Origin of the sequence: Rhizobium sp. AN6A (genome assembly GCF_900215635.1) — a bacterium.
Lineage (GTDB): Bacteria > Pseudomonadota > Alphaproteobacteria > Rhizobiales > Rhizobiaceae > Agrobacterium > Agrobacterium tumefaciens.
On the sequence record NZ_OCNC01000004.1, the window covers coordinates 24,650 to 44,066 of the forward strand.

Genomic DNA, 19,417 nt, shown 5'->3' on the forward strand with positions numbered 1-19,417 from the left:
CGCTGTGATCGGCAATCATGAGAACGGGAACAGCCGACATGAACAAGGAAATGGAAATGATGCTGAGGGGCTACGGCCTCACCACCGCCCAGATTTTTTATCGCATGCCGGACCATCCGCTGGTTCTCCAGACCTATGTCTGGCAGGACTATGATCTCGCCCCGGATTTCCCCGAAATGCACGGTTTCCTCAAATTCTGGCAGGAAAAGCTAGACGGTCCGTTGCACTCGGTCCGCTATGTGCACCGGCAGGTGATCTCGGCGCAAGAATGGCGCGCACTGAAAGGAGAGTTCATTCTCCACTGAGGCCCATTGCCACATAAGCATTGCGCCCGTCCCTCTTGCGGCTTACAGCAGACTTCAACTGAAGATGCTGACGGATACCGCACGATGACGAAGAACCAGAAAATTGACGAAGAGGCGCTTGCCGAAGCCTATAACCGCGCGCTCGCGCTTGAAAAAGCCGGCGATGTTGACGCGGCGGTGAAGGCCTATGAAGAGGTTCTGGCCATCGACCCGGACGATCACGGCGGCGCAGCCGTTCGCATCGCCGCCATGGGCCGCGGCGAACCGCCTTCCAAAGCGCCCGACGCCTATGTCGAAACCCTGTTCGACCAGCACGCCGAAGCCTTCGAGGATATTCTTGTCGAACAGCTCGGTTATGCCGTGCCGATGATGGTGCGCCAGCGCCTGCAAACGCTTGATCTCGGCCCCTTCAAGCGCCTGCTCGATCTCGGCTGCGGCACCGGCCTCACCGGCGAGGCGCTGCGCGACATGGCTGATGACATCACCGGCATCGACATTTCCGAAAACATGGTCGAGATCGCCCATGAGAAAGACCTCTACGAGACGCTTTATGTCGCCGAAGCCGAGGACTTTCTCGAAGACAATGACGACGAGCCATTCGACATCATCACCGCAACCGATGTGCTGCCCTATCTCGGCGCTCTGGAACCGCTGTTTTTCGGCGCCGCCGAAAACCTCGTCCCTGGTGGCCTGCTGATCTTCTCGTCGGAAACGTTGCCCGAAGCAACCATGGCCGGACGCCCCTATATGGTCGGCCCGCACCAGCGTTTCGCCCACGCCGAAACCTATGTTCGGGAAAGACTGGCAGCGACCGGTTTCGACATAGTCGAAGTCACCGATATCAACGTGCGCATGCAGGACGGCAACCCCACACCCGGCCATCTGGTGATTGCCAAGCTCAAGGGCTGAGGCAGAGGCAAGCGCTCCTGAAATGGAGCGCTTGCCTGAATCAATCTCTCAGCAACAACAGCCAGACGATTGAAGAGACTCAGCTTTCGCCCGGCTCAACTCGCTTTCGGACGCCAGACGATATCGGTAACCTTGAGTTTCTTCGGCACGATTTTCAGATCGTAGAACTCGTCGGCCAGCGCCTGCTGATAGCTGATGGCCTCATCCGAAACCAGCGAGACACGCCCCAGATCCGCCCCCGGACGCGTCAGCGACACCTTGGTTACATCCTGCGGGACGCCGGTTATCGCCGCCAGTAATTTTGCAGTCTCATCGATATTGGCCTGAGCCTTTGCGCCGACGCTTGCGAGTTCCTTGAGGATCAGCGGCACGAGGTCGGGATTGCTTTCCACGAAGTCGCCATTGGCGAGGAAATAGCTCCAGGGATCGACAATACCTTCGGCAGTCGCGAGAACTCGTGTCGTCGGCTCCTTTTCCGCCACGGCGAAATAAGGATCCCAGATCGACCAGGCATCGATGCTGCCGCTGCGGAAAGCGGCCGCCGCATCCGGCGGGGCAAGGTCGATGGATGTTATGTCGTTCAGCGTCAGGCCTGCTTTTCGCAATGCTTTGACAGTAACGTTATGGGCGCTGGAGCCGCGCTTGAAGGCCACCTTCTTGCCCTTGAGGTCGGCCAGCGTCTTCAGCGGCGAATCCTTCTGCACAAGAATTGCCGATCCGCCGGCAGCGCCCTTGTAAGTTCCCACATAGCGCAGATTGCCACCGGCAGCCTGCGCGAAAAGCGGTGGCACATCGCCCGTCGGGCCAATATCCAGCGCACCTGCGCCCAGAGCTTCGAGAAGCGGCGGCCCGGAGGAAAACTCCGACCATTTGACCTCAATGCCGCGATCTTTCAACAGCGCTTCAAGAGCGCCCTGGCTCTTTGCCAGCGCAATCACGCCATTCTTCTGCCAGCCGATCCGTAATGTGGTGGTCGCGGCTCCAGCCCGTCGGATATGCGGCAGAAACGCCGCCCCAGTTGCACCCGCAATCAGTCCCAATGTTCCGCGTCGTGTGAGCATGTGGATATCCTTCGCTGTTGCCATCATCAGATATACAAAGCGTAGATATTCGAGTGATTTTATCAAAATCCCAGTTTGCGCGGCCCGAGTGCAAAGAGAATTGAATGTGCGAATTTGCCGTCGCAGGCGGAATAACATTGCCTGACCGCCTCGGCACGCCAGGAGTGTGCATTCCCCGGACAACCGCCGGATGGCCGACTTGAGTGCTTGCGGAAAAGCAAACTGCGCAACGAAAAATGCCCTCCCCGGCAGCCGGAAAGGGCATTGTTCAAAAAGCCTGATCAGCCGGGATCATTCCTCGCCGGATTTGGGATTATCCAGCAGCATGTAATCGAGCGGCAGTTCCGTCGTATATTTGATCTGTTCCATCGCAAAGGCAGACGACACGTCACGAATTTCGATCTTGGCGATCATCCGCTTGTAGAAGGCGTCATAGGCCGCAATGTCAGGCACGACAACGCGCAGCAGATAATCGACATCGCCGCTCATGCGGTAAAACTCGACGACCTCAGGAAACTCGGACACCACCTCGGAAAACCGCTTCAGCCATTCGATGGAATGGGAGGCAGTGCGGATGGAGACGAAAACGGTGACCTTGGTGTTGACCTTGACCGGATCCAGCAGCGCCACGCGCCGGCGGATGACACCATCCTCTTCCATCTTCTGGATACGCCGCCAACAGGGCGTCGTGGAAAGGCCGACCTTTTTCGCCAGATCAGCGACAGCCAGCGTGGAATCCTCTTGCAGAATGCGCAAAATCTTACGGTCTAGGCGATCCAATGCGTCTACCCTCCTGAATTAATTTCCTTTCAATACACTAATTTTTAGAGAAAAACAGAAAATTGTTTCACTAAAGTCGCATTTCCACATGTTGTCGCAGAACAGGAAGCAGCTCCTCGGTAAACCACGGATTCTTCTTCAGCCAGCCGGTGTTGCGCCAGCTTGGATGCGGCAGCGGCAAAATGGCCGGTCCCGAATTTGAATGAAAATAGCTGCGCCAGTCGTGCACGGTTTCGGTCATGGTTTTCCGCCGTCTTTCGCCGAGATGAAAGGCCTGGGCATATTGACCGATGGCAAGGACCAGCTCCACCTGCGGCATCGCCGCCATCACTTTCTCCCGCCATTGCGGCGCACATTCGCGTCGAGGCGGCAGGTCACTGCCCTTGTCGTCATAGCCGGGGAAACAGAACCCCATGGGCGCGATTGCGAAGCGGTCCGGATTGTAGAATGTCTCACGATCGACATTCAGCCACTGGCGCAGCCTGTCGCCGGAGGCATCGTTGAAAGGCACACCCGTTTCATGCACGCGAAGTCCGGGCGCCTGCCCCGCAATCAGGATACGCGCCCTGGTCGATATCACCACCACCGGTCGGGGTTCGTGCGGCAAGCGTCCGAAGGTTGGGGTGTCGCGACAGATGCGACAGAGGGCGATCGCGCCCCGCAGCCCGTCCAACCCTTCGTCATTCATCGGCAGGGCTCGATCCGCCTCAGCCATGATTCCACCCCAGAAGATGACGGATGATCGTGAGGAAACCCGCTGCGGGCGTTTGCAAATCCGCTGCGCGATGTTCGCGCCGCCACTCCGCCGGTTTTTCGAATTCTCCACCCCAAATCCCGCGAGCCTCTTTGCGTGCCAGCGCCTGTTCGCCGGAGAACTGGAAATAACCTGACGCGATGGCAAAACCCGACGCCACCATTTCCGAGGACACATCCCGGTCTCCCGCCGAGCAATAGACCAGCAGGCGTCCGTAACGGTCCCTGGAGCTGCCGGAACAGGAAAAGGTCGTGCCTTCGATCATCTGTTGCAGAACGCGGCGCGCCTCCGCGCCGCATGGCCAGGTTTCGCTGCCGCGCTGGCACGTTTGCGAAAGCTCCGGCGCATCGATGCCGAGCAGCCGGAACCGGTTCTCGCCCTTCGAAAGCGTATCGCCATCGATCACGAAGAAACGGCCGGTATGGGTCTCGCTGTTGATCTGATCGAGCTTGGCGGCAATCAGAATGCCAAGAAAGACGGTGGCGAGGAAAAGCCCGCCGTCGCGAAACGTCGAGAAAAAGCCGCGCCTGCCTCCATTTCGTCTCATGTCACAACAAACCCTTGTCAGAAATGGCAAACAAATCCTTTCACGGCAGCATCTTCTTAAGATTTTGTGCGTAGCCTGCAAAGGGTTCATGTCACCTGCGTTGTAACAATGAGTAAAAGCGTCAGCACGTCCACCGATAAGATCATCGTCGACCGTTCACGAAAGCACCGTAACAAGGCTGTTTTCGACACGGTGAAGACGACGCGTGAACGCTTGCAACAAGGCGCTGGCGGCAGCGAAGCCTATGAACGTGAAATGCTGACGATGCACATCGCCGAAGCCCTCCAGGGCGCGATGATCATGCCGCTTTTCATCGTATTAGCCTCTATCATCGGTTTGTATATCACCGGTGACATAGGGCTGATTATCTGGTCGCTCATTGCGCTGAGTTTCCATGCCATGTCTCTGGTGCTGGCCAAAAGAGCCGCCAAACAGGGTATCACGGCCGAAAATCTGCCGAAGTGGCGCAATCTCTTCCTTGCCATGCAGATCCTCATCGGTTGCGCGTGGGCAATGTTCGCCTTGGCCGAACCGGTGCGCAACAATCCGACACTCGTTCTTTTCTTCAAGGGCGCGACGCTGCTGATCGCGCTTTCGCTTACCGCCATGGCCAATTTCATGCTGCGGCGGGCCACCTTCATGACCTTCCTGCCGGTGCTGGCAGCGCTGTGCGTCACCTCCGTCATCTCCCGCGATCCCTTCGATGTTGGCCTCGCCCTGATGTTCGGCATGGCGATCCTTTTCTGTCATCGCATCACCAGCAGGCTTTACCAGACCAGTATCAAGCTGCTGTCGTCGCAGACTGAAAAAGATGATCTGATCGCCGAACTCGAAGTCGCCAACTCAATGTCGGATGAGGCGCGGCGGCGTGCGGAAGAGGCCAATCTGGCGAAATCGCGCTTTCTCGCCTCCATGTCGCACGAGCTGCGAACCCCGCTCAACGCCATTCTCGGCTTCTCCGAAGTCATGTCAGCAGAGGTGCTCGGTCCGCTCAACAATCCGCTCTACAAGGAATATTCCGGCGACATCCACCGTTCCGGCCAGCATCTGCTCGACCTCATCAACGAAATCCTCGACCTGTCGCGTATCGAGGCCGGCCGCTACGACCTCAATGAGGAAGCGGTCTCGATGCTTGAGATCGCCGAAGATTGCATCGGCATGATCCAGCTTCGCGCCCGCGCCAAGACCATCAGGATTTCGCAGCAGTTCGAGAGCAGCCTGCCGCAGGTCTGGGCGGATGAAAAATCGATCCGCCAGGTCATCCTCAACCTGCTCTCCAACGCCGTCAAATTCACCCCGCAGGGCGGTGAAATCCTCGTGAAGGCAGGCTGGACGGCGGGTGGCGGACAATATGTGTCGATCAAGGACAACGGCCCCGGCATTCCCGAAGAAGAAATCCCCGTGGTGCTGTCGGCCTTCGGTCAGGGATCGATCGCGATCAAGAGCGCCGAACAGGGAACCGGGCTCGGCCTGCCCATCGTTCAGGCCATCCTTGCCAAGCATGACGGCCAGTTCATCCTGAAATCGAAATTGCGTGAAGGCACCGAAGGCATCGCCATCCTGCCCGCAAAACGTGTGTTGCAAAGCCTGCCAGCCGTGGAGGAAACCCACGCCATCCAGCCACGCCGCCGGTCCTTCGCCTAAGCGTCAAATCTGCCGTTCAGAAGAACAGTGCCGTCACCAGCGAATAAAGCACGAAAAATCCGTTTGCCGTCAAAAGGCAGAAGACGGCGAAGGAACCGAGATCCTTGGCGTGTCGCCCGACGGAGGAGATTTCCGGCGAGATGCGATCCACCAACTCCTCAATCGCGGTATTGAGCGCCTCGACCGCGAACAAAAGCAGCATCAGCACCGTAAAGACGAGAAGATGCGCAAACGGCGCGCCGACGACCAGAAGCAGGGCAAGGCCGACGCCGAAAGCGAGAACCTCGTGCCGGAACGCCGCTTCCTGCCACAGCCGTCCAAGCCCCTGCAAGGAATAGCGGGCAGCAGCAAAAAGATGCCGCCATCCCTTTTCCTTGCGAAAGGCAGGTTCCGGTTGCTTCTTCTGCGGCGTTGCGTCCATCTTCGGCCTCAATGCTCAGTGGGGGAATGGGTACCAGTATCGACACCGGCAGCTTCGAAAGTCGCCATGCCGGAATGGCAGGCGGCGGCAGCCTTGACGATGCCGGCAGCCAAAGCGGCACCCGTGCCCTCGCCAAGCCGCATGCCCAGCGCCAGAAGCGGCGTCTTGCCAAGTTTCTCGACGGCAGCCAGATGGCCCGGTTCACCGGAGACATGGCCGATCAGGCAATGGTCAAGCGCCGAAGGATTGGCGGCCTTCAACAGCGCGGCAGCGGCAGTCGCCACATAACCGTCGATCAGCACAGGAATGCGCTGCACGCGGGCGGCAAGGATCGCGCCGGCAATCGCCGCAATTTCGCGTCCGCCAAGACGGCGCATGATTTCGAGCGGATCGGACAGATGGTCCTTGTGGAACTCCACAGCAGCCTTCACCGCCGCGATCTTGCGGGCCATGACCTCGCCTTCGGAGCCGGTACCGGGACCGGTCCATTCTTCCGCCGTACCGCCATAGAGCGCCAGATTGATCGCCGCTGCGATGGTGGTGTTGCCAATGCCCATTTCGCCAACGCAGAGAAGGTCGGTACCGCCAGCAATCGCCTCCATGCCGAAGGCCATGGTGGCGGCGCAATCACGCTCAGAAAGGGCAGGCTCGCAGGTGATGTCGCCGGTCGGGTAGTCCAGCGCCAGATCGAAAATCTTCAGACCGAGATCATTGGTGACGCAAATCTGGTTGATCGCCGCACCGCCTGCCGCAAAATTCTCCACCATCTGCTGCGTCACGGATGTCGGATAGGGCGTGATGCCGTGCCGGGTGACGCCATGATTGCCGGCGAAAATCGCCACCAGCGGACGGGTGACGGCGGGCGAGCGACCCGACCATGCGGCAAGCCACATGGCGATTTCTTCCAGCCGACCGAGCGAACCGGCCGGTTTCGTCAGTTGCGCATTGCGCTCCTTGGCCGCGACCAGCGCATGCGTATCCGGGCCGGGAAGCTCGCGCAGCAGCGCGCGGAAATCGTCGAAGGGCAATCCGCTCATGCTCATGGTATCTGTCTTTCTCGTCGTCGGGTTGGCGGAAACTTGTGTTTTCCGGCAAATCGGTCTTTGTTGCGCCTCTCATAATCGCGGACGCGCCGCGGAACAACCGGAAATGCAAGCACAGCAGCGGAGAGAGCATGAAGGCCGGGGATTTTATAACAGATGTCATGCATTCCGTTGCCTTTCTCAGCCGCCTGCCGGTCCCATCGCGCTTCTTCGGTGAAGGAGACGGTCCATCGATGCGCCGGACCGCACGCGCTTTTCCCGCCGCAGGCCTCCTGATCGCCCTGCCCGCTGCTGTCCTCGTGGTGGCATTAGCGAAGTTCGACGCCTCACCGCAGCTCACCGGCTGGCTTGCCATCGCCGTCACCGCACTCATAACCGGTGCTTTGCACGAAGACGGCTTGGCGGATATGGCCGATGGCTTCGGCAGCGGCAGGGACAAGCCGAAAACGCTTGAGATCATGAAGGACAGCCGCATCGGCAGCTATGGCACCATCGCCATGGTCCTGTCCTTTGCACTGCGCGCCACGGCACTCGCATCGCTGATAGAAACCCTGCCGGCCAAGACCGCCGCCGCCTGCCTGATTGCCGCGCTGGTGGTGAGCCGCGCCCTGATGGTGTGGCACTGGCAGTCACTGCCCGCCGCCAAAACCTCCGGCATCGCCGCCGCCGCCGGCCAACCCGGGGAAAACGAGCGCAACATCGCGCTCGCAACAGGGTTGCTGCTGCTCGTGCTTTTCACGCTGCATGCCCTGCCCTTTGTGTCGATCGTAGTCGTTCTGGCAACTACCTGCCTCGCGACGGTGCTGTTCGGCAGGCTCTGTGTCAGCAAGATCGGCGGCCACACCGGCGACACAATCGGCGCCAGCCAGCAGATCACGGAGATCGTTACTCTCGTCGCTCTTGCCCTTGCGGCGTGACGGACTGATATAGATTCCCATGGAAACACCCTGCATTCATATCTGCTCCCTCGACGCCACGAACAGCCTCTGTATCGGTTGCGGACGCACGCTGGACGAGATCGGCGGCTGGGCAACCTATAGCGACGAAAAGCGCCGCATGATCATGCAGGCGCTTCCCGAAAGACTGGCAAAAACAGGCAAAGGCACCTCCAGGGAGACGCACACCGCATGAACAGGCTGACTTTCGTTCTCCTCTTGCTGGCCGTGGGTCTCGGCCTGCTTCTCGTCAATCACGACAGCGGCCGCACCTTCGGCATCGATAACGAGAAATTCGGACAGATCGTCTATCTCCTGCCGATTGCGGGATTGCTATCCGTCGGCATTCTGGCGGGACGCCGCGGCAGCTTCGCAAGCGTTGTGCGGCAACTCGCCATCTGGCTCGTGATTATCCTCGGCCTCGTATCCGTCTATCTCTATCGCTATGACCTGCAATCCTTCGCCGACCGGCTGCTGGGTGGCCTGATGCCCGGCCGCGCCGTGGTGGTGACGACCGCTGGCGGCGAACAGGAGATCATACTGCACAAATCGATGAGCGGCCATTTCGAGGCGAATGTCAGCATTGAAGGCAAAACCATCCACATGCTGGTCGATACCGGCGCGAGCTCCGTGGTGCTGGCCAATGCCGATGCCGCCGCCATCGGCATCGACACCACGAAACTGCGCTACACCGTGCCGGTGATGACCGCGAACGGCCGCACGGCGGCAGCGCCCGTCACCTTGTCCGAGATCGGCATCGGCCCGATCACGCGGAGCAACATCCCCGCCCTCGTCGCGCAGGATGGCCAACTGGGCCAGAGCCTGCTCGGCATGAGCTTCCTGTCGACGCTCGGTTCGATGCAGATGCAGACCGATGAGTTGAGATTGCGAGACAGGTAAAACCTGCCGGGCAGACAGTTCTTGCTCGCGATCAAAAAAAACGTCTCGCTATCCGAATACGAAAACGCCCGGTGCAAACCGGGCGTATCACATTCACGGCAAACCTCTTTCCGGTCAGTTGCGCAGCCGGTAACCGGTCTTGAACATCCAGCCGACGACGCCGAGGCAGAGTGCGAGAAACAGCGTGATCATCGCCAGGCTGATGACGGGATTGACGTCGGCGATCTCGTAGAAGCTCCAGCGGAAACCGCTTATGAGGTAGAGCACCGGGTTGAAATGACTGACCGTCTGCCAGAAGGGCGGCAGCATGTCGATGGAGTAGAAGCTGCCGCCGAGGAATGTCAGAGGCGGCACCACCAGCATCGGGATGAGGTTCAGCTGCTCGAAATTCGTGGCCCAGATGCCGATGATGAAGCCGAACAGGCTGAAGCTCACCGCCGTCAGCACAAAGAACAGGATCATCATGAACGGATGGGCGATGGTGATATCGACGAAGAAGGAGGCCGTTATCAGGATGATCGTGCCGATCATCAGCCCCTTGGTCGCCGCCGCCCCGACATAACCGGCAACAATTTCCGTCATCGCCACTGGCGCAGACAATATCTCGTAGACCGTGCCGGTGAATTTCGGAAAATAGATGCCGAAAGAGCCGTTGCTGATGCATTGCGTCAGAAGCGTCAGCATGATCAGGCCGGGCGTTATGAACGCGCCATAGGAAACCCCGCCAACCTCCTGAATCCTTGAACCGATCGCCGTTCCGAAAACGATGAAATAGAGAGAGGTGGAAATGACCGGCGACACGACACTCTGCAACAGGGTGCGGCGGGTGCGCGCCATTTCGAACAGGTAGATGGACTTGACGGCTTCGAAATTCATTTCTGGTCTCCTACCAGCGAGACGAAAATATCCTCAAGAGAGCTTTGACGTGTCGAAATATCCTTGAAATGGATGTTGGCACCGGAAAGCGCAGTCAGCAGATCGGCAATGCGCCCCTGCTCGCCGTTGTCCTCGATCTCGTAGGTGATGGTGTTGCGATCATCCGAGAGCGAAAGGCCGAAAGATGAGAGACTGTCCGGCAACGCCTCCACCGGCTGCGAAAGTTCAAGGAAAAGCTGCTTGCGGCCGAGCTTCTTCATCAGCGCGGTCTTCTCTTCCACCAGCAACAATTGGCCGCCATTGATGACGCCCACCCGATCGGCGATCTCTTCCGCCTCCTCGATGTAATGCGTGGTCAAAATGATTGTGACGCCCTTGGAGCGCAGCTCGGAAACGACATTCCACATGTCGCGGCGCAAGGTAACATCCACACCCGCCGTCGGCTCGTCGAGGAAGAGGACCTTCGGTTCGTGCGCAAGCGCCTTGGCGATCAGCACGCGTCGCTTCATGCCGCCGGAAAGCTCTCGCAGCATATTGTCCTTCTTGTCCCAGAGCGACAGCGATTTCAGGACGCGCTCGATCAGTTCCGGGTTCTTCTTCTGCCCATGCAGACCGCGCGAGAAGCTGACGGTGTTCCACACGGTCTCGAACTGGTCTGTCGTCAGTTCCTGTGGCACAAGGCCGATCAGGGCACGCGTCTGGCGAAAATCCTTCACCACATCATATCCGCCAACGAGAACAGAGCCTTCGCCCGGATTGACAAGCCCGCAGACGATGGAGATCAGCGTCGTCTTGCCGGCTCCGTTAGGCCCGAGAAGAGCAAGGATTTCCCCCTCCCTGATATCGAGGCTGACACCTTTGAGCGCCTGAAAGCCATTTGCGTAGGATTTGGTCAGATTCCGTATCGAAACAATGGCATTCATCGCGAATCTTTCGAAAAAACGAGTAAGATGCACGCCATATAGGCCGTACAACCCGCAATTGCCAGCCCAACGGCCTGAACACTGCATTCGGCGGGGAGGGAAAATCAGCCGTAGACGCTGTAGAAAAACTGGGCTGCAACGAAGACCAGAAACACCCCGAAGGCCCGCTCCAGCTGCTTCTTGCTGAGTGCATGCGCCAGCCGCGCGCCATAGGGCGCGACGACAAGCGTGATGGGGATCAGCAGCGCGACGGCGATCCAGTTGATGAAGCCGGTGGAAAAAGGCGGCAGACCCGCATCACCCCAGCCGGCCCAGATATACCCGAGGAGACCCGGGAGCGAAATAAGCACTCCGACACCGGAGGATGTGGCAACCGCCTGATGGATGGTGCGTCCGTAAAGCGTCATGAAAGTGTTGTTCATCACCCCGCCGCCCACACCCATCAGCCCTGACAGAAGGCCGATGCCGGTGCCGACCAGAAAGCGGACCGGGTTTTTCGGCAGGTCTGAACCGAGATGCCAGCTCGCCCGGTTGAAGATCATCCGGAAGGCGAGCGCAAGCGCAATGAAAGCGAAGATCAGCCGCAAAGCCACGCTCGAGGCATGCGCAGCCACCACCGATGCGAGGATGGTGCCGAGCGGCACGGCGACGATCCAGCCCTTCAGGAGATCGATATCAACGGCACCTTTCTGCCGATGCGTCAGGAAGGAACGAATGGAGGTCGGCACGATAATGGCAAGCGACGTGCCAAGCGACAGATGCATGCGCACCGCCTCCGGCACATCCAGAAGCCCGAACACATGGTAGAACACCGGCACCAGCACAGCACCGCCGCCAATGCCGAACAGCCCCGCCAGAAGTCCAGCGACCACGCCCGCGGCCGCAAGCGCCGAAGCAAAGATCAGTATCTCTGAAACAGGGGGCATGAAAGCAGGCTCCCGGGGCCGTTGTCACAAACATGTGATGCTCATAGCGTATCAGAAAAGGGCGGCAAGCCATGTTGGCCGCAGGTCAGTACGGCGCGATGTTTTTTGCCGGATATCCGCACCGGATGGACCGTTTTATGGGATTTCTTCCCATTGCATGCCCTTGCAAAGACGCCGATATCCCCCGATTTAGGCAGTCTTCTTCAACCGGCCTTAGGGCCGGTCTTTTTTTGTGGGCGTGGTACGGGCGGCTATCGCTGGCGCGCAGATAGAGAAACATCCCCAACTTTCCTCATTCCTGCCTTATCCCGGGATCCACAGCCATCGGCAGCAAGTTGATAACAAGCTGCTCTCCGTACTCGACGTCATCCTCGGCCTTGTGCCGAGGATCTGCCCACGTAACGCCCATCGCGACGTTGCAGATGCTCGGGACAGGCCCGAGCATGACGGAGGAAACGCTTTCAAACTCAGCCGAAAACCTCCACCAAGGCGACTTAGTCACAATGCCTGTAACCAGACTTGCGGGTGCGCAGGTCGAAGTGGAAATGGTTCCAGTGGTTGGGATCGCTGCCCGGCCCGAGAACCGTGGAGAAATATTTGCAGCTATCGGACCTCACTGCCTTCAGCAGCGCCTTTTCCCGGAAGGCGAAGAAGTTCTTGCTGCGAACGTCGATCTCCTTGCCGTTGTTCAGCGTTATGGTGCCGATATCGATGGCATTGCCGCGCGCATGTTCGGACCATGGATTGCTGGAGCGCGAATTCATCTTGCGGCAGGAATAACCGCCCATGGGCGTGATACGCCCGACGCCTGAGAGGTAACGGAAGCGGGAGGACGGCACGAGTTCGAACTTTACCCATTTGGCGAAGGCAAGCGTGACCTGGCAATTGAGCTTCACTGCCGGGCGGATGGCAACGCCGCTGGCAAGCCCGCTGAGTTCGATCGGATAGTCGATACCGCAGGTCGGACCATCTGCAATGCGCGCAACATCGCGGAAGGCGACGCCGAGACGGCGCAGCTCGGAGCGACAGGCCACTTCCGAGGATGGCATGACGCCGGGCGGCATGGCCGAGCGGTTGCTTTGCAATCCGTCGCGGGCCATGGGATCATTAGGCATCAGCATGGCGACCTCCTCCACCGGCTGGCGGCGGGAAGAAGACCCGGGCGGCGGTGGCGGTATCAACCGCGACTGACCCGCACTTTGTTGCCGGCGAGCCGGAGAAACGGCAACCGGATTGTCGGTGCCGATGCCGTCCACCACCGGCTGGGCGGAAGCGCCTTCGGCAATATCGGCGTCCTGCTCTTCCGCAAGTCCGCGAACCGGCTCCACGCCCAGCATGGAATCCATGTTCACCCCGCCCTCGCCTTCGGCGATCTGGTTTGCGGCGGCCTGCTGGTTGGGCATGGCTGGGGAGGCCATGCTTTGGCCGTTCGCGGCCATCCGCGCCTGATGTTGGCCATCCAGCGTGGAATAGCCTTGGCCGCCCTGTGGCGATTGCAGCAGGGGATCCTGCGAGGCATAAGGCTCCGGCATCGGTTGCGACACGGCTGCGGGATAATTGGTGGCCTGCCCGGTCCGCTCGGCCTGATAGACCGCACCCGGCGGCGCGCTGTAGCCTTGCTGCCGCGACGACCGGATGGCGCCGACACGCGTCGTGCCGTCAACCTCGGCCGGCGGCACAAGGCCCTCCGCCGAACACGACACCATGACCGTGGAAATCATCAACAACGTCACAAGACGACGCGGAAGGGAAACATACGCCATACGAGAACCTGTACCTTCAGCGGCCGCTACCCGCGGCAATACAGGTAAATTTTAAAGAAACGGGGTAAACGAATCCTTATTGGTTGGGAGAAATAACGAACCGGGCTGTTCCGTGACGCGGGAAATGGGGAAGCCTCGACCGAAATCATACCAAAGGTGTGAGCAAAGCTCTGCAACCCAACGCCTCTCGCGAAGCAGACACACCACGGGTCCGGCACGACGGAGGAGAGGTTGTCGCACTTCCTCGAAACAGAAAGGGCGCAGCCAAAGCCGCGCCCTGTAAACTATCTCGAGCGGATAAAAATCAAGCCGCCCGCGAAACCTCGCGCCCTGCCCCATGCCCGAGTTCGAAACGGGACAGCAGCGCGCGGAGCTGCCGGCTTTCTTCGGCGAGCGTCTGGCTGGCCGCCGTCGTCTCTTCCACCATGGCGGCGTTCTGCTGGGTCATCTGGTCCATGTGGTTGACGGAGGTATTGATCTCCTGCAGGCCGGTGGCCTGTTCCCTTGCTGCCGTGGCGATGGAATTGACGTGGCCGTCGACCCGGTTGACCAGCGTCACGATCTCATCCAGCGCGTCACCCGTGGAGCGAACGAGTGCGACACCGCCGCCGACCTCTTCCGCAGAACGATTGATAAGGGTCTTGATCTCCTTGGCGGCATTGGCAGAGCGTTGCGCCAGTTCGCGAACCTCCTGCGCCACCACGGCAAAACCGCGTCCCGCTTCGCCCGCCCTTGCGGCCTCAACACCGGCATTCAGCGCCAGAAGGTTGGTCTGGAACGCGATTTCGTCGATGACGGAAATGATCTGCCCGATGCGCCTTGAGGATTCCTCAATACGGCCCATCGCATCGACGGCATTGCGCACGATCTCGCCCGAGCGGCCCGCGCTCGTTTTTGTATCCTGCACCATTTGCCGGGCCTCGTTCGCCCGTTCGGAAGCGGTGCGCACCGTCGCGGTGATTTCGTCAAGAGCCGCGGCCGTCTCCTCCAGTGCCGCTGCCTGCTGCTCTGTCCGGCGCGAAAGATTGCCGGTCGCACCGCTGATGTCAGATGCGCTATCGTTGACGACATGGCCGGTTCTGGCGATCGCCTCGATTGCCCCATGCAGCGCGCCGACGGCGCGGTTGAAATCCATACGCAGCTTTTCATATTCGCCGCCGATGTCGGCAAGCTCGACGGTCAGATCGCCATTGGCGAGTGCTTCCAGCGAACTGCCGAGCTCGTTCATGGCATGAGCCTGACGCTCGGATGCGGAGCGCAACGCTATCTCGTTGCCATGCCGCGCCTCCTCCAGCGCCCGCTGCTGCCCCGCCTCGCGGGCCTGCAAGGCGCTGCGCTCGTTGACGCTGTCACGCAGCACCAGCAACGTCTTGGCAATGGCACCGATTTCGTTGCGACGGTCGGCGAATTCAATTTCCGCCTCGCCGTCACCATCAGCGATCCGCTTCATACTCTGCCGGATGCGATCGATAGGCCGTGTCACGCTGCGCACGACGGCGGCAGCCACGCCGATCACCAGAAGGCCGGACAGAACACACACTGCGATGTTGAAATAGGCGTTGCTCCAGAAAACTGCCTCAAGATCGTCGACATAAACGCCAGTGCCGACAATCCATCCCCAGGGCGCGAAACCGGCGACATGGGAAAATTTCTCGACTGGGTCCGGCGCGCCGGGCTTGGGCCAATAATAATCTACAAAGCCCTGGCCGCCCGCCTTCACCGTATTGACGAATTCAACGAACAGCGCCTTGCCGTTCGGATCCTTGTTGGCAGTGAGATCGATGCCGTTCATCTCGGGCTTGATCGGATGCATCACCATCTTGGGATGCATGTCGTTGATCCAAAAATAACCGCTGCCGTTGCCATAGCGCATCGCCGCAATCGTGGTCTTGGCTTGCTGCTGCGCGGCCTCACGCGTCAGGGTGCCACCCTGCTCCAGCCGGTAATATTGCTCAAGAATGGCGACAGCCGTTTCGTTCATGGATGCGAGCCCCGCTTTACGCTCGCGTTCCATCTCATGAAAGGTCTCGAACAGGCTGAATGTCAGTGCCGCAGTCAATATTGCCAGAAACAATGCAACGAGCGCATAAAGGCGCATAGATATCGTGACGTTTTTCATATTTCCCCCAACGCCGCTGACGGCACTTCGACCAGCCGATGTTAGAGTTAAAAAATTTATTATCACTGAATACGCTTGTTATACGTTAGTATTATTCCGGACCTCCTCCACCCAACCCGCCTATACTCCCCACGGCCGTTTGAAACCGGCACAGCGACCCGAAATTCTACAGGGTGCTGCCGTTTTAAAGAGCTCGTTAACCCTGACGTCCTATCCTCTTTTGCCAAAATACAGGTACAGGGAGACGCGCAATGTCACGGCCGAATTTCCGCTTTACACATTATGACCTGAAGGAGTTGCGGGCTGGGACGACCATTGAGGTGTCCCTGTCGGCCGTCAACAATGTACGGCTGATGACAGGCGCAAATTTCCAGCGTTTCACCGAATTGCTCGATTTCAAATATCTCGGCGGCGTCGCGAAAAAATCGCCGATCCGCATCAGCATTCCCGAGACCTTGCACTGGCATCTGGTGATCGATGCCGAAGGGCATAGCGGTCTGGCGGAATCCTCGGTCAAGATGCTGCCTGCGCCGTCGCAGGTCATACAACATCGCAAGGCATCCTGATTTCCCTTTGGAAACAGTTGGATGGCGCGGTTTTACGACTCACTTTGGCAAGCGCCTGATTCTTTTTGTGAAGAGAGCTTTTTAACGCGAACCGCGCTCGCGGCGCAGCTTCGCCCACCAGTCGAGACGCTTGCGGATGTCCCGCTCGAAACCCCTGTCGGGCGGATCGTAAAACGTCTTGCGACCCATTTTTTCCGGAAAATAGTCCTGTCCCGAAAAGGCATCCGGCTCGTCATGGTCGTAACGGTAACCGTCACCGTAACCCTCGCCCTTCATCAGCTTTGTGGGCGCGTTCAGAATATGCTTTGGCGGCACCAGCGAGCCGTTTTCCTTGGCCGCCCGCATCGCCGATTTGAAGGCTGTATAAACGGCATTCGATTTCGGCGCGGTGGCGAGATAGACGCAGGCCTGCGCCAGCGCCAGTTCGCCTTCCGGTGACCCCAGATAATCATAGGCGTCCTTGGCGGCATTGCAGACGGCAAGCGCCTGTGGATCGGCAAGGCCGATATCCTCCACCGCCATGCGCACCAACCGCCTTCCGATAAAGAGCGGGTCCTCGCCGGCATCGAACATGCGGCAGAGATAATAGAGCGCCGCATCCGGATCCGAACCGCGCACCGATTTATGCAGCGCGGAAATCAGATTGTAGTGGCCGTCCTGTCCCTTGTCGTAAACCGGCGCGCGCCGCTGCACGATACGCGTCAGCCCTTCGGTATCGAAAGTCTCGTCCTTGCGCGCCGCACGCCAGACCTCTTCGGCAAGCGTCAGCACGGCGCGGCCATCGCCATCAGCCATCCGGATCAGGCTGGCACGCGCCTCCTCGGTCAGCGGCAGAGGCTTGCCCTCCGCCTCTTCGGCGCGCTTTAAAAGTTCGCCCAGGCTCTCCTCATCATGCGAACCGAACGTGAGGACACGCGCCCGCGACAAAAGAGCGGCATTCAGTTCAAAGGACGGGTTTTCGGTGGTTGCACCCACAAGAATGATGGTGCCGTCTTCCATGACCGGCAGGAAGCTGTCCTGCTGGGCACGGTTGAAACGATGGATCTCGTCAACAAAAAGCAGCGTCTGCCGGCCGTTCATCCGGCGTGTACGTGCTGCCTCGAAAACCTTCTTAAGATCGGCAACACCGGAAAAGATCGCCGAAATCTGTTCGAAAGCCAGCCCGGCCTCGCCCGAAAGCAGACGGGCGACCGTCGTCTTGCCGGTGCCGGGCGGCCCCCAGAAGATCATCGATCCGAGTGAGCCGCTATCTATCATACGGCGCAGCACGCCCTCTTCACCCGTCAGATGCGGCTGCCCGGTCACCTCCGCCAGCGTCTTCGGCCGCAGGCGGTCGGCAAGAGGCCGCCGGTTGGCAACCTCGACAGGCACCTGTGGGGCAAAGAGGTCATCGCTCATCGCAGGAACTGCCGGATGCGTTGACCGTCACGCAGGATTTCCACCCGCCAGAAGCCGGGATTGTCATCCAGCGCCTTTTCGACCGCAGCTGTGGAGCCGATATCCGAGCCGTTCAGCGACAGGATGACGTCCTTCGGCTGGAAACCGACCCGATAGGCCGGCGAACCGCGCTTCACATCGGTGACGACGACGCCGGTCACCTGCGAAGGCATGCGCAGTTCATCCGCAAGCTTCGGCGAGAGATTGGCGACAGTTGCGCCCGCCAGGGGATTGCGTCCCTCCAGCAGCCGTTCGTCACGCGGCGCGGTTTCCGGCGCCGTGTCGAGCGCAATGGTCACCTTCTTCTCTTTGCCCTTCTCCACCAGCGTCAATTCGGCAGACTTGCCGATGCCAGCCGTCGTGAGGCGATAACCGAGTGCATCGGGATGCTCCACCTCGAAACCGTTGACCGCCGTTACGACCTGCCCCGGCTCGATGCCGGCCTTCTCCGCCGGCCCCCCCTTGACGACGCTGACGACGAGCGCACCGCGCGCACGGTGCAGGCCAAGCGCCTCGGCAACGTCGGAGGTGACGGGATCGAAGGTCGCGCCGATATAGGGCCGCTGGAAGTTCGCGTCGCCACGCTCGGCGGCGGCAACGAAAACGCGGACAAGGTTGGCGGGAATGGCAAAACCGATGCCGTTCGACCCGCCGCCCTTGGAGAAGATGGCGGTGTTGATGCCGATCAACTCACCCGCCATGTTCATCAGCGCACCGCCGGAATTGCCGGGGTTGATGGAGGCGTCTGTCTGGATGAAGAAGCCGAAATCGCCCTGCGTCACCTGGTTGCGCGCCAGTCCCGAGACGATGCCGCTCGTTACCGTCTGGCCGACACCGAAGGGGTTGCCGATGGCAAGCACGAGATCGCCGACTTCAATGGCATCCGAATTGCCAAGCGAAAGCACCGGAAACTGTTCCTTCGCGTCGATCTGCAGAATGGCAAGATCGACCCGGTCGTCCTTCAGCAGCACCTTGGAGGAGAATTCACGCCCATCCGCCAGCGCCACCTTGATGTCGTCGGCACCATCGATGACATGATTGTTGGTCACCACGAGGCCGCCGGCCGTCACGATCACACCCGATCCGAGCGAGGACTGTTTCTCCGTGCGGTTCGGCATCTGCTGGCCGAAGAACTGTTCGAAGAACGGGTCACCGGCAAAGGGCGACGAGCGCCGCTGCACGATGCGTTCGGCATAGACATTCACCACAGCGCCTGCGGTACGCTTGACCAGCGGCGCGAAGGAAAGCTGCATTTCCGTGTGGCTTGCGGGCACGGTCTTGTTGTCCTGCGCCTGCGCTCCGACCGGAACGAGAAGCAGCGCCGCAAGAAAGCCGGTGGACAGATACTTCAGCACGCTCTGCATGTGATTCCTCATCCTCATCAGTATGATGGAGTTATAACGCGAAAGCCTATAAAGCAAAGCGCGGCAAGATCATGGCCGATCTTTTTCATACGACGACCGGCTTGTGCAGGTGGAACCAACAGCACCCCATTTCGGTTTCACCCA

At 59.6% G+C, this 19,417-nt stretch carries 20 protein-coding genes; 7 read left to right on the forward strand and 13 right to left on the reverse strand.

All coding sequences use genetic code 11. The features are described from left to right. The first annotated feature begins 38 nt into the window (after positions 1-38). Both CRO62_RS12675 and CRO62_RS12680 read left to right on the forward strand, forming a co-directional pair. On the forward strand, positions 39-305 hold the full coding sequence (locus CRO62_RS12675; protein ID WP_003516070.1) for an usg protein: 267 nt from the start codon (positions 39-41) through the stop codon (positions 303-305). Positions 306-389: 84 nt separating this feature from the next. Then, on the forward strand, positions 390-1,214 hold the full coding sequence (locus CRO62_RS12680; RefSeq protein ID WP_097100502.1) for a class I SAM-dependent DNA methyltransferase: 825 nt from the start codon (positions 390-392) through the stop codon (positions 1,212-1,214). Positions 1,215-1,309: 95 nt separating this feature from the next. Here CRO62_RS12680 and CRO62_RS12685 read toward each other — a convergent pair whose 3' ends face one another. The 4 genes from CRO62_RS12685 to CRO62_RS12700 form a co-directional block, all read right to left on the reverse strand. Beyond that, the gene (locus CRO62_RS12685) at positions 1,310-2,275 is read right to left on the reverse strand and encodes an aliphatic sulfonate ABC transporter substrate-binding protein (protein ID WP_097102961.1); all 966 of its coding nucleotides are present in this window, start codon (positions 2,273-2,275) and stop codon (positions 1,310-1,312) included. A gap of 291 nt (positions 2,276-2,566) precedes the next feature. Further along, a complete protein-coding gene (locus tag CRO62_RS12690) occupies positions 2,567-3,055 on the reverse strand; it encodes an Lrp/AsnC family transcriptional regulator (protein ID WP_003507846.1) in 489 nt (162 codons plus the stop codon). A gap of 70 nt (positions 3,056-3,125) precedes the next feature. After that, positions 3,126-3,770: a uracil-DNA glycosylase family protein gene (locus CRO62_RS12695; protein ID WP_323455496.1), complete on the reverse strand. Its 645-nt coding sequence runs from the start codon at positions 3,768-3,770 to the stop codon at positions 3,126-3,128. Continuing rightward, complete coding sequence (locus CRO62_RS12700; protein ID WP_097100504.1) at positions 3,763-4,356, reverse strand: thermonuclease family protein; 594 nt, start codon at positions 4,354-4,356, stop codon at positions 3,763-3,765. Before CRO62_RS12700 ends, CRO62_RS12695 begins: the two co-directional genes overlap by 8 nt. 108 nt (positions 4,357-4,464) lie before the next feature. Here CRO62_RS12700 and pdhS2 point away from each other — a divergent pair, with 108 nt between their 5' ends. Continuing rightward, positions 4,465-6,000 (forward strand): two-component system sensor histidine kinase PdhS2, encoded by a 1,536-nt coding sequence (pdhS2, locus tag CRO62_RS12705; RefSeq protein ID WP_097100505.1) that lies wholly within the window; start codon positions 4,465-4,467, stop codon positions 5,998-6,000. 16 nt (positions 6,001-6,016) lie between these two features. Here the strand turns inward: pdhS2 and CRO62_RS12710 are convergent, their stop codons facing one another. Both CRO62_RS12710 and cobT read right to left on the reverse strand, forming a co-directional pair. After that, positions 6,017-6,421, reverse strand: coding sequence for a diacylglycerol kinase (locus tag CRO62_RS12710; protein ID WP_097100506.1), 405 nt, complete (start codon positions 6,419-6,421; stop codon positions 6,017-6,019). 8 nt (positions 6,422-6,429) lie between these two features. Further along, positions 6,430-7,464, reverse strand: coding sequence for a nicotinate-nucleotide--dimethylbenzimidazole phosphoribosyltransferase (gene cobT / locus CRO62_RS12715; protein WP_097100507.1), 1,035 nt, complete (start codon positions 7,462-7,464; stop codon positions 6,430-6,432). A gap of 131 nt (positions 7,465-7,595) precedes the next feature. Between cobT and CRO62_RS12720 the strand changes: the two genes are divergently transcribed. From CRO62_RS12720 to CRO62_RS12730, 3 genes are read left to right on the forward strand one after another with little or no spacing between them, the layout of a single operon-like run. Beyond that, positions 7,596-8,381, forward strand: coding sequence for an adenosylcobinamide-GDP ribazoletransferase (locus CRO62_RS12720; RefSeq protein ID WP_097102963.1), 786 nt, complete (start codon positions 7,596-7,598; stop codon positions 8,379-8,381). Between the two features lie 19 nt (positions 8,382-8,400). Continuing rightward, positions 8,401-8,595, forward strand: coding sequence for a DUF1289 domain-containing protein (locus tag CRO62_RS12725; protein ID WP_097100508.1), 195 nt, complete (start codon positions 8,401-8,403; stop codon positions 8,593-8,595). Next, positions 8,592-9,299, forward strand: a complete 708-nt coding sequence (locus CRO62_RS12730) for a TIGR02281 family clan AA aspartic protease (RefSeq protein ID WP_097100509.1) — start codon at positions 8,592-8,594, stop codon at positions 9,297-9,299. Before CRO62_RS12725 ends, CRO62_RS12730 begins: the two co-directional genes overlap by 4 nt. 114 nt (positions 9,300-9,413) lie before the next feature. Here the strand turns inward: CRO62_RS12730 and CRO62_RS12735 are convergent, their stop codons facing one another. The 5 genes from CRO62_RS12735 to CRO62_RS12760 all read right to left on the reverse strand — a co-directional run bounded on the left by CRO62_RS12735 (position 9,414) and on the right by CRO62_RS12760 (position 15,906). Then, positions 9,414-10,175: an ABC transporter permease gene (locus CRO62_RS12735; RefSeq protein WP_003516094.1), complete on the reverse strand. Its 762-nt coding sequence runs from the start codon at positions 10,173-10,175 to the stop codon at positions 9,414-9,416. After that, positions 10,172-11,098, reverse strand: a complete 927-nt coding sequence (locus CRO62_RS12740; RefSeq protein ID WP_097100510.1) for an ABC transporter ATP-binding protein — start codon at positions 11,096-11,098, stop codon at positions 10,172-10,174. The genes CRO62_RS12735 and CRO62_RS12740 overlap by 4 nt, the downstream gene beginning before the upstream one ends. A 104-nt stretch (positions 11,099-11,202) precedes the next feature. Further along, positions 11,203-12,024, reverse strand: coding sequence for a sulfite exporter TauE/SafE family protein (locus CRO62_RS12745; protein ID WP_097100511.1), 822 nt, complete (start codon positions 12,022-12,024; stop codon positions 11,203-11,205). Between the two features lie 494 nt (positions 12,025-12,518). Further along, positions 12,519-13,787, reverse strand: coding sequence for an extensin family protein (locus CRO62_RS12755; RefSeq protein WP_097100512.1), 1,269 nt, complete (start codon positions 13,785-13,787; stop codon positions 12,519-12,521). A gap of 304 nt (positions 13,788-14,091) precedes the next feature. Beyond that, the gene (locus tag CRO62_RS12760) at positions 14,092-15,906 is read right to left on the reverse strand and encodes a methyl-accepting chemotaxis protein (protein ID WP_097100513.1); all 1,815 of its coding nucleotides are present in this window, start codon (positions 15,904-15,906) and stop codon (positions 14,092-14,094) included. Between the two features lie 251 nt (positions 15,907-16,157). Here CRO62_RS12760 and CRO62_RS12765 point away from each other — a divergent pair, with 251 nt between their 5' ends. Further along, positions 16,158-16,472 carry a DUF1883 domain-containing protein gene (locus CRO62_RS12765; RefSeq protein WP_013636426.1) on the forward strand — a complete coding sequence of 105 codons (315 nt, stop codon included), beginning with the start codon at positions 16,158-16,160 and terminating at the stop codon, positions 16,470-16,472. Between the two features lie 81 nt (positions 16,473-16,553). Here CRO62_RS12765 and CRO62_RS12770 read toward each other — a convergent pair whose 3' ends face one another. Then, positions 16,554-17,870, reverse strand: a complete 1,317-nt coding sequence (locus CRO62_RS12770) for a replication-associated recombination protein A (RefSeq protein ID WP_013636427.1) — start codon at positions 17,868-17,870, stop codon at positions 16,554-16,556. Then, the gene (locus CRO62_RS12775) at positions 17,867-19,273 is read right to left on the reverse strand and encodes a DegQ family serine endoprotease (RefSeq protein ID WP_097100514.1); all 1,407 of its coding nucleotides are present in this window, start codon (positions 19,271-19,273) and stop codon (positions 17,867-17,869) included. The genes CRO62_RS12770 and CRO62_RS12775 overlap by 4 nt, the downstream gene beginning before the upstream one ends. Positions 19,274-19,417 lie beyond the last annotated feature (144 nt).

Coding starts and splice junctions, on each gene's coding strand:
- CRO62_RS12770 (WP_013636427.1), bottom strand. CDS start 17,870: ATGAGCGATGACCTCTTTGCCCCACAGGTGCCTGTCGAGGTTGCCAAC.
- CRO62_RS12685 (WP_097102961.1), bottom strand. CDS start 2,275: ATGCTCACACGACGCGGAACATTGGGACTGATTGCGGGTGCAACTGGG.
- CRO62_RS12695 (WP_323455496.1), bottom strand. CDS start 3,770: ATGGCTGAGGCGGATCGAGCCCTGCCGATGAATGACGAAGGGTTGGAC.
- CRO62_RS12700 (WP_097100504.1), bottom strand. CDS start 4,356: ATGAGACGAAATGGAGGCAGGCGCGGCTTTTTCTCGACGTTTCGCGAC.
- CRO62_RS12775 (WP_097100514.1), bottom strand. CDS start 19,273: ATGCAGAGCGTGCTGAAGTATCTGTCCACCGGCTTTCTTGCGGCGCTG.
- CRO62_RS12720 (WP_097102963.1), top strand. CDS start 7,596: ATGAAGGCCGGGGATTTTATAACAGATGTCATGCATTCCGTTGCCTTT.
- CRO62_RS12760 (WP_097100513.1), bottom strand. CDS start 15,906: ATGAAAAACGTCACGATATCTATGCGCCTTTATGCGCTCGTTGCATTG.
- cobT (WP_097100507.1), bottom strand. CDS start 7,464: ATGAGCATGAGCGGATTGCCCTTCGACGATTTCCGCGCGCTGCTGCGC.
- CRO62_RS12740 (WP_097100510.1), bottom strand. CDS start 11,098: ATGAATGCCATTGTTTCGATACGGAATCTGACCAAATCCTACGCAAAT.
- CRO62_RS12675 (WP_003516070.1), top strand. CDS start 39: ATGAACAAGGAAATGGAAATGATGCTGAGGGGCTACGGCCTCACCACC.
- CRO62_RS12710 (WP_097100506.1), bottom strand. CDS start 6,421: ATGGACGCAACGCCGCAGAAGAAGCAACCGGAACCTGCCTTTCGCAAG.
- CRO62_RS12755 (WP_097100512.1), bottom strand. CDS start 13,787: ATGGCGTATGTTTCCCTTCCGCGTCGTCTTGTGACGTTGTTGATGATT.
- CRO62_RS12765 (WP_013636426.1), top strand. CDS start 16,158: ATGTCACGGCCGAATTTCCGCTTTACACATTATGACCTGAAGGAGTTG.
- CRO62_RS12730 (WP_097100509.1), top strand. CDS start 8,592: ATGAACAGGCTGACTTTCGTTCTCCTCTTGCTGGCCGTGGGTCTCGGC.
- CRO62_RS12725 (WP_097100508.1), top strand. CDS start 8,401: ATGGAAACACCCTGCATTCATATCTGCTCCCTCGACGCCACGAACAGC.
- CRO62_RS12745 (WP_097100511.1), bottom strand. CDS start 12,024: ATGCCCCCTGTTTCAGAGATACTGATCTTTGCTTCGGCGCTTGCGGCC.
- CRO62_RS12680 (WP_097100502.1), top strand. CDS start 390: ATGACGAAGAACCAGAAAATTGACGAAGAGGCGCTTGCCGAAGCCTAT.
- pdhS2 (WP_097100505.1), top strand. CDS start 4,465: ATGAGTAAAAGCGTCAGCACGTCCACCGATAAGATCATCGTCGACCGT.
- CRO62_RS12735 (WP_003516094.1), bottom strand. CDS start 10,175: ATGAATTTCGAAGCCGTCAAGTCCATCTACCTGTTCGAAATGGCGCGC.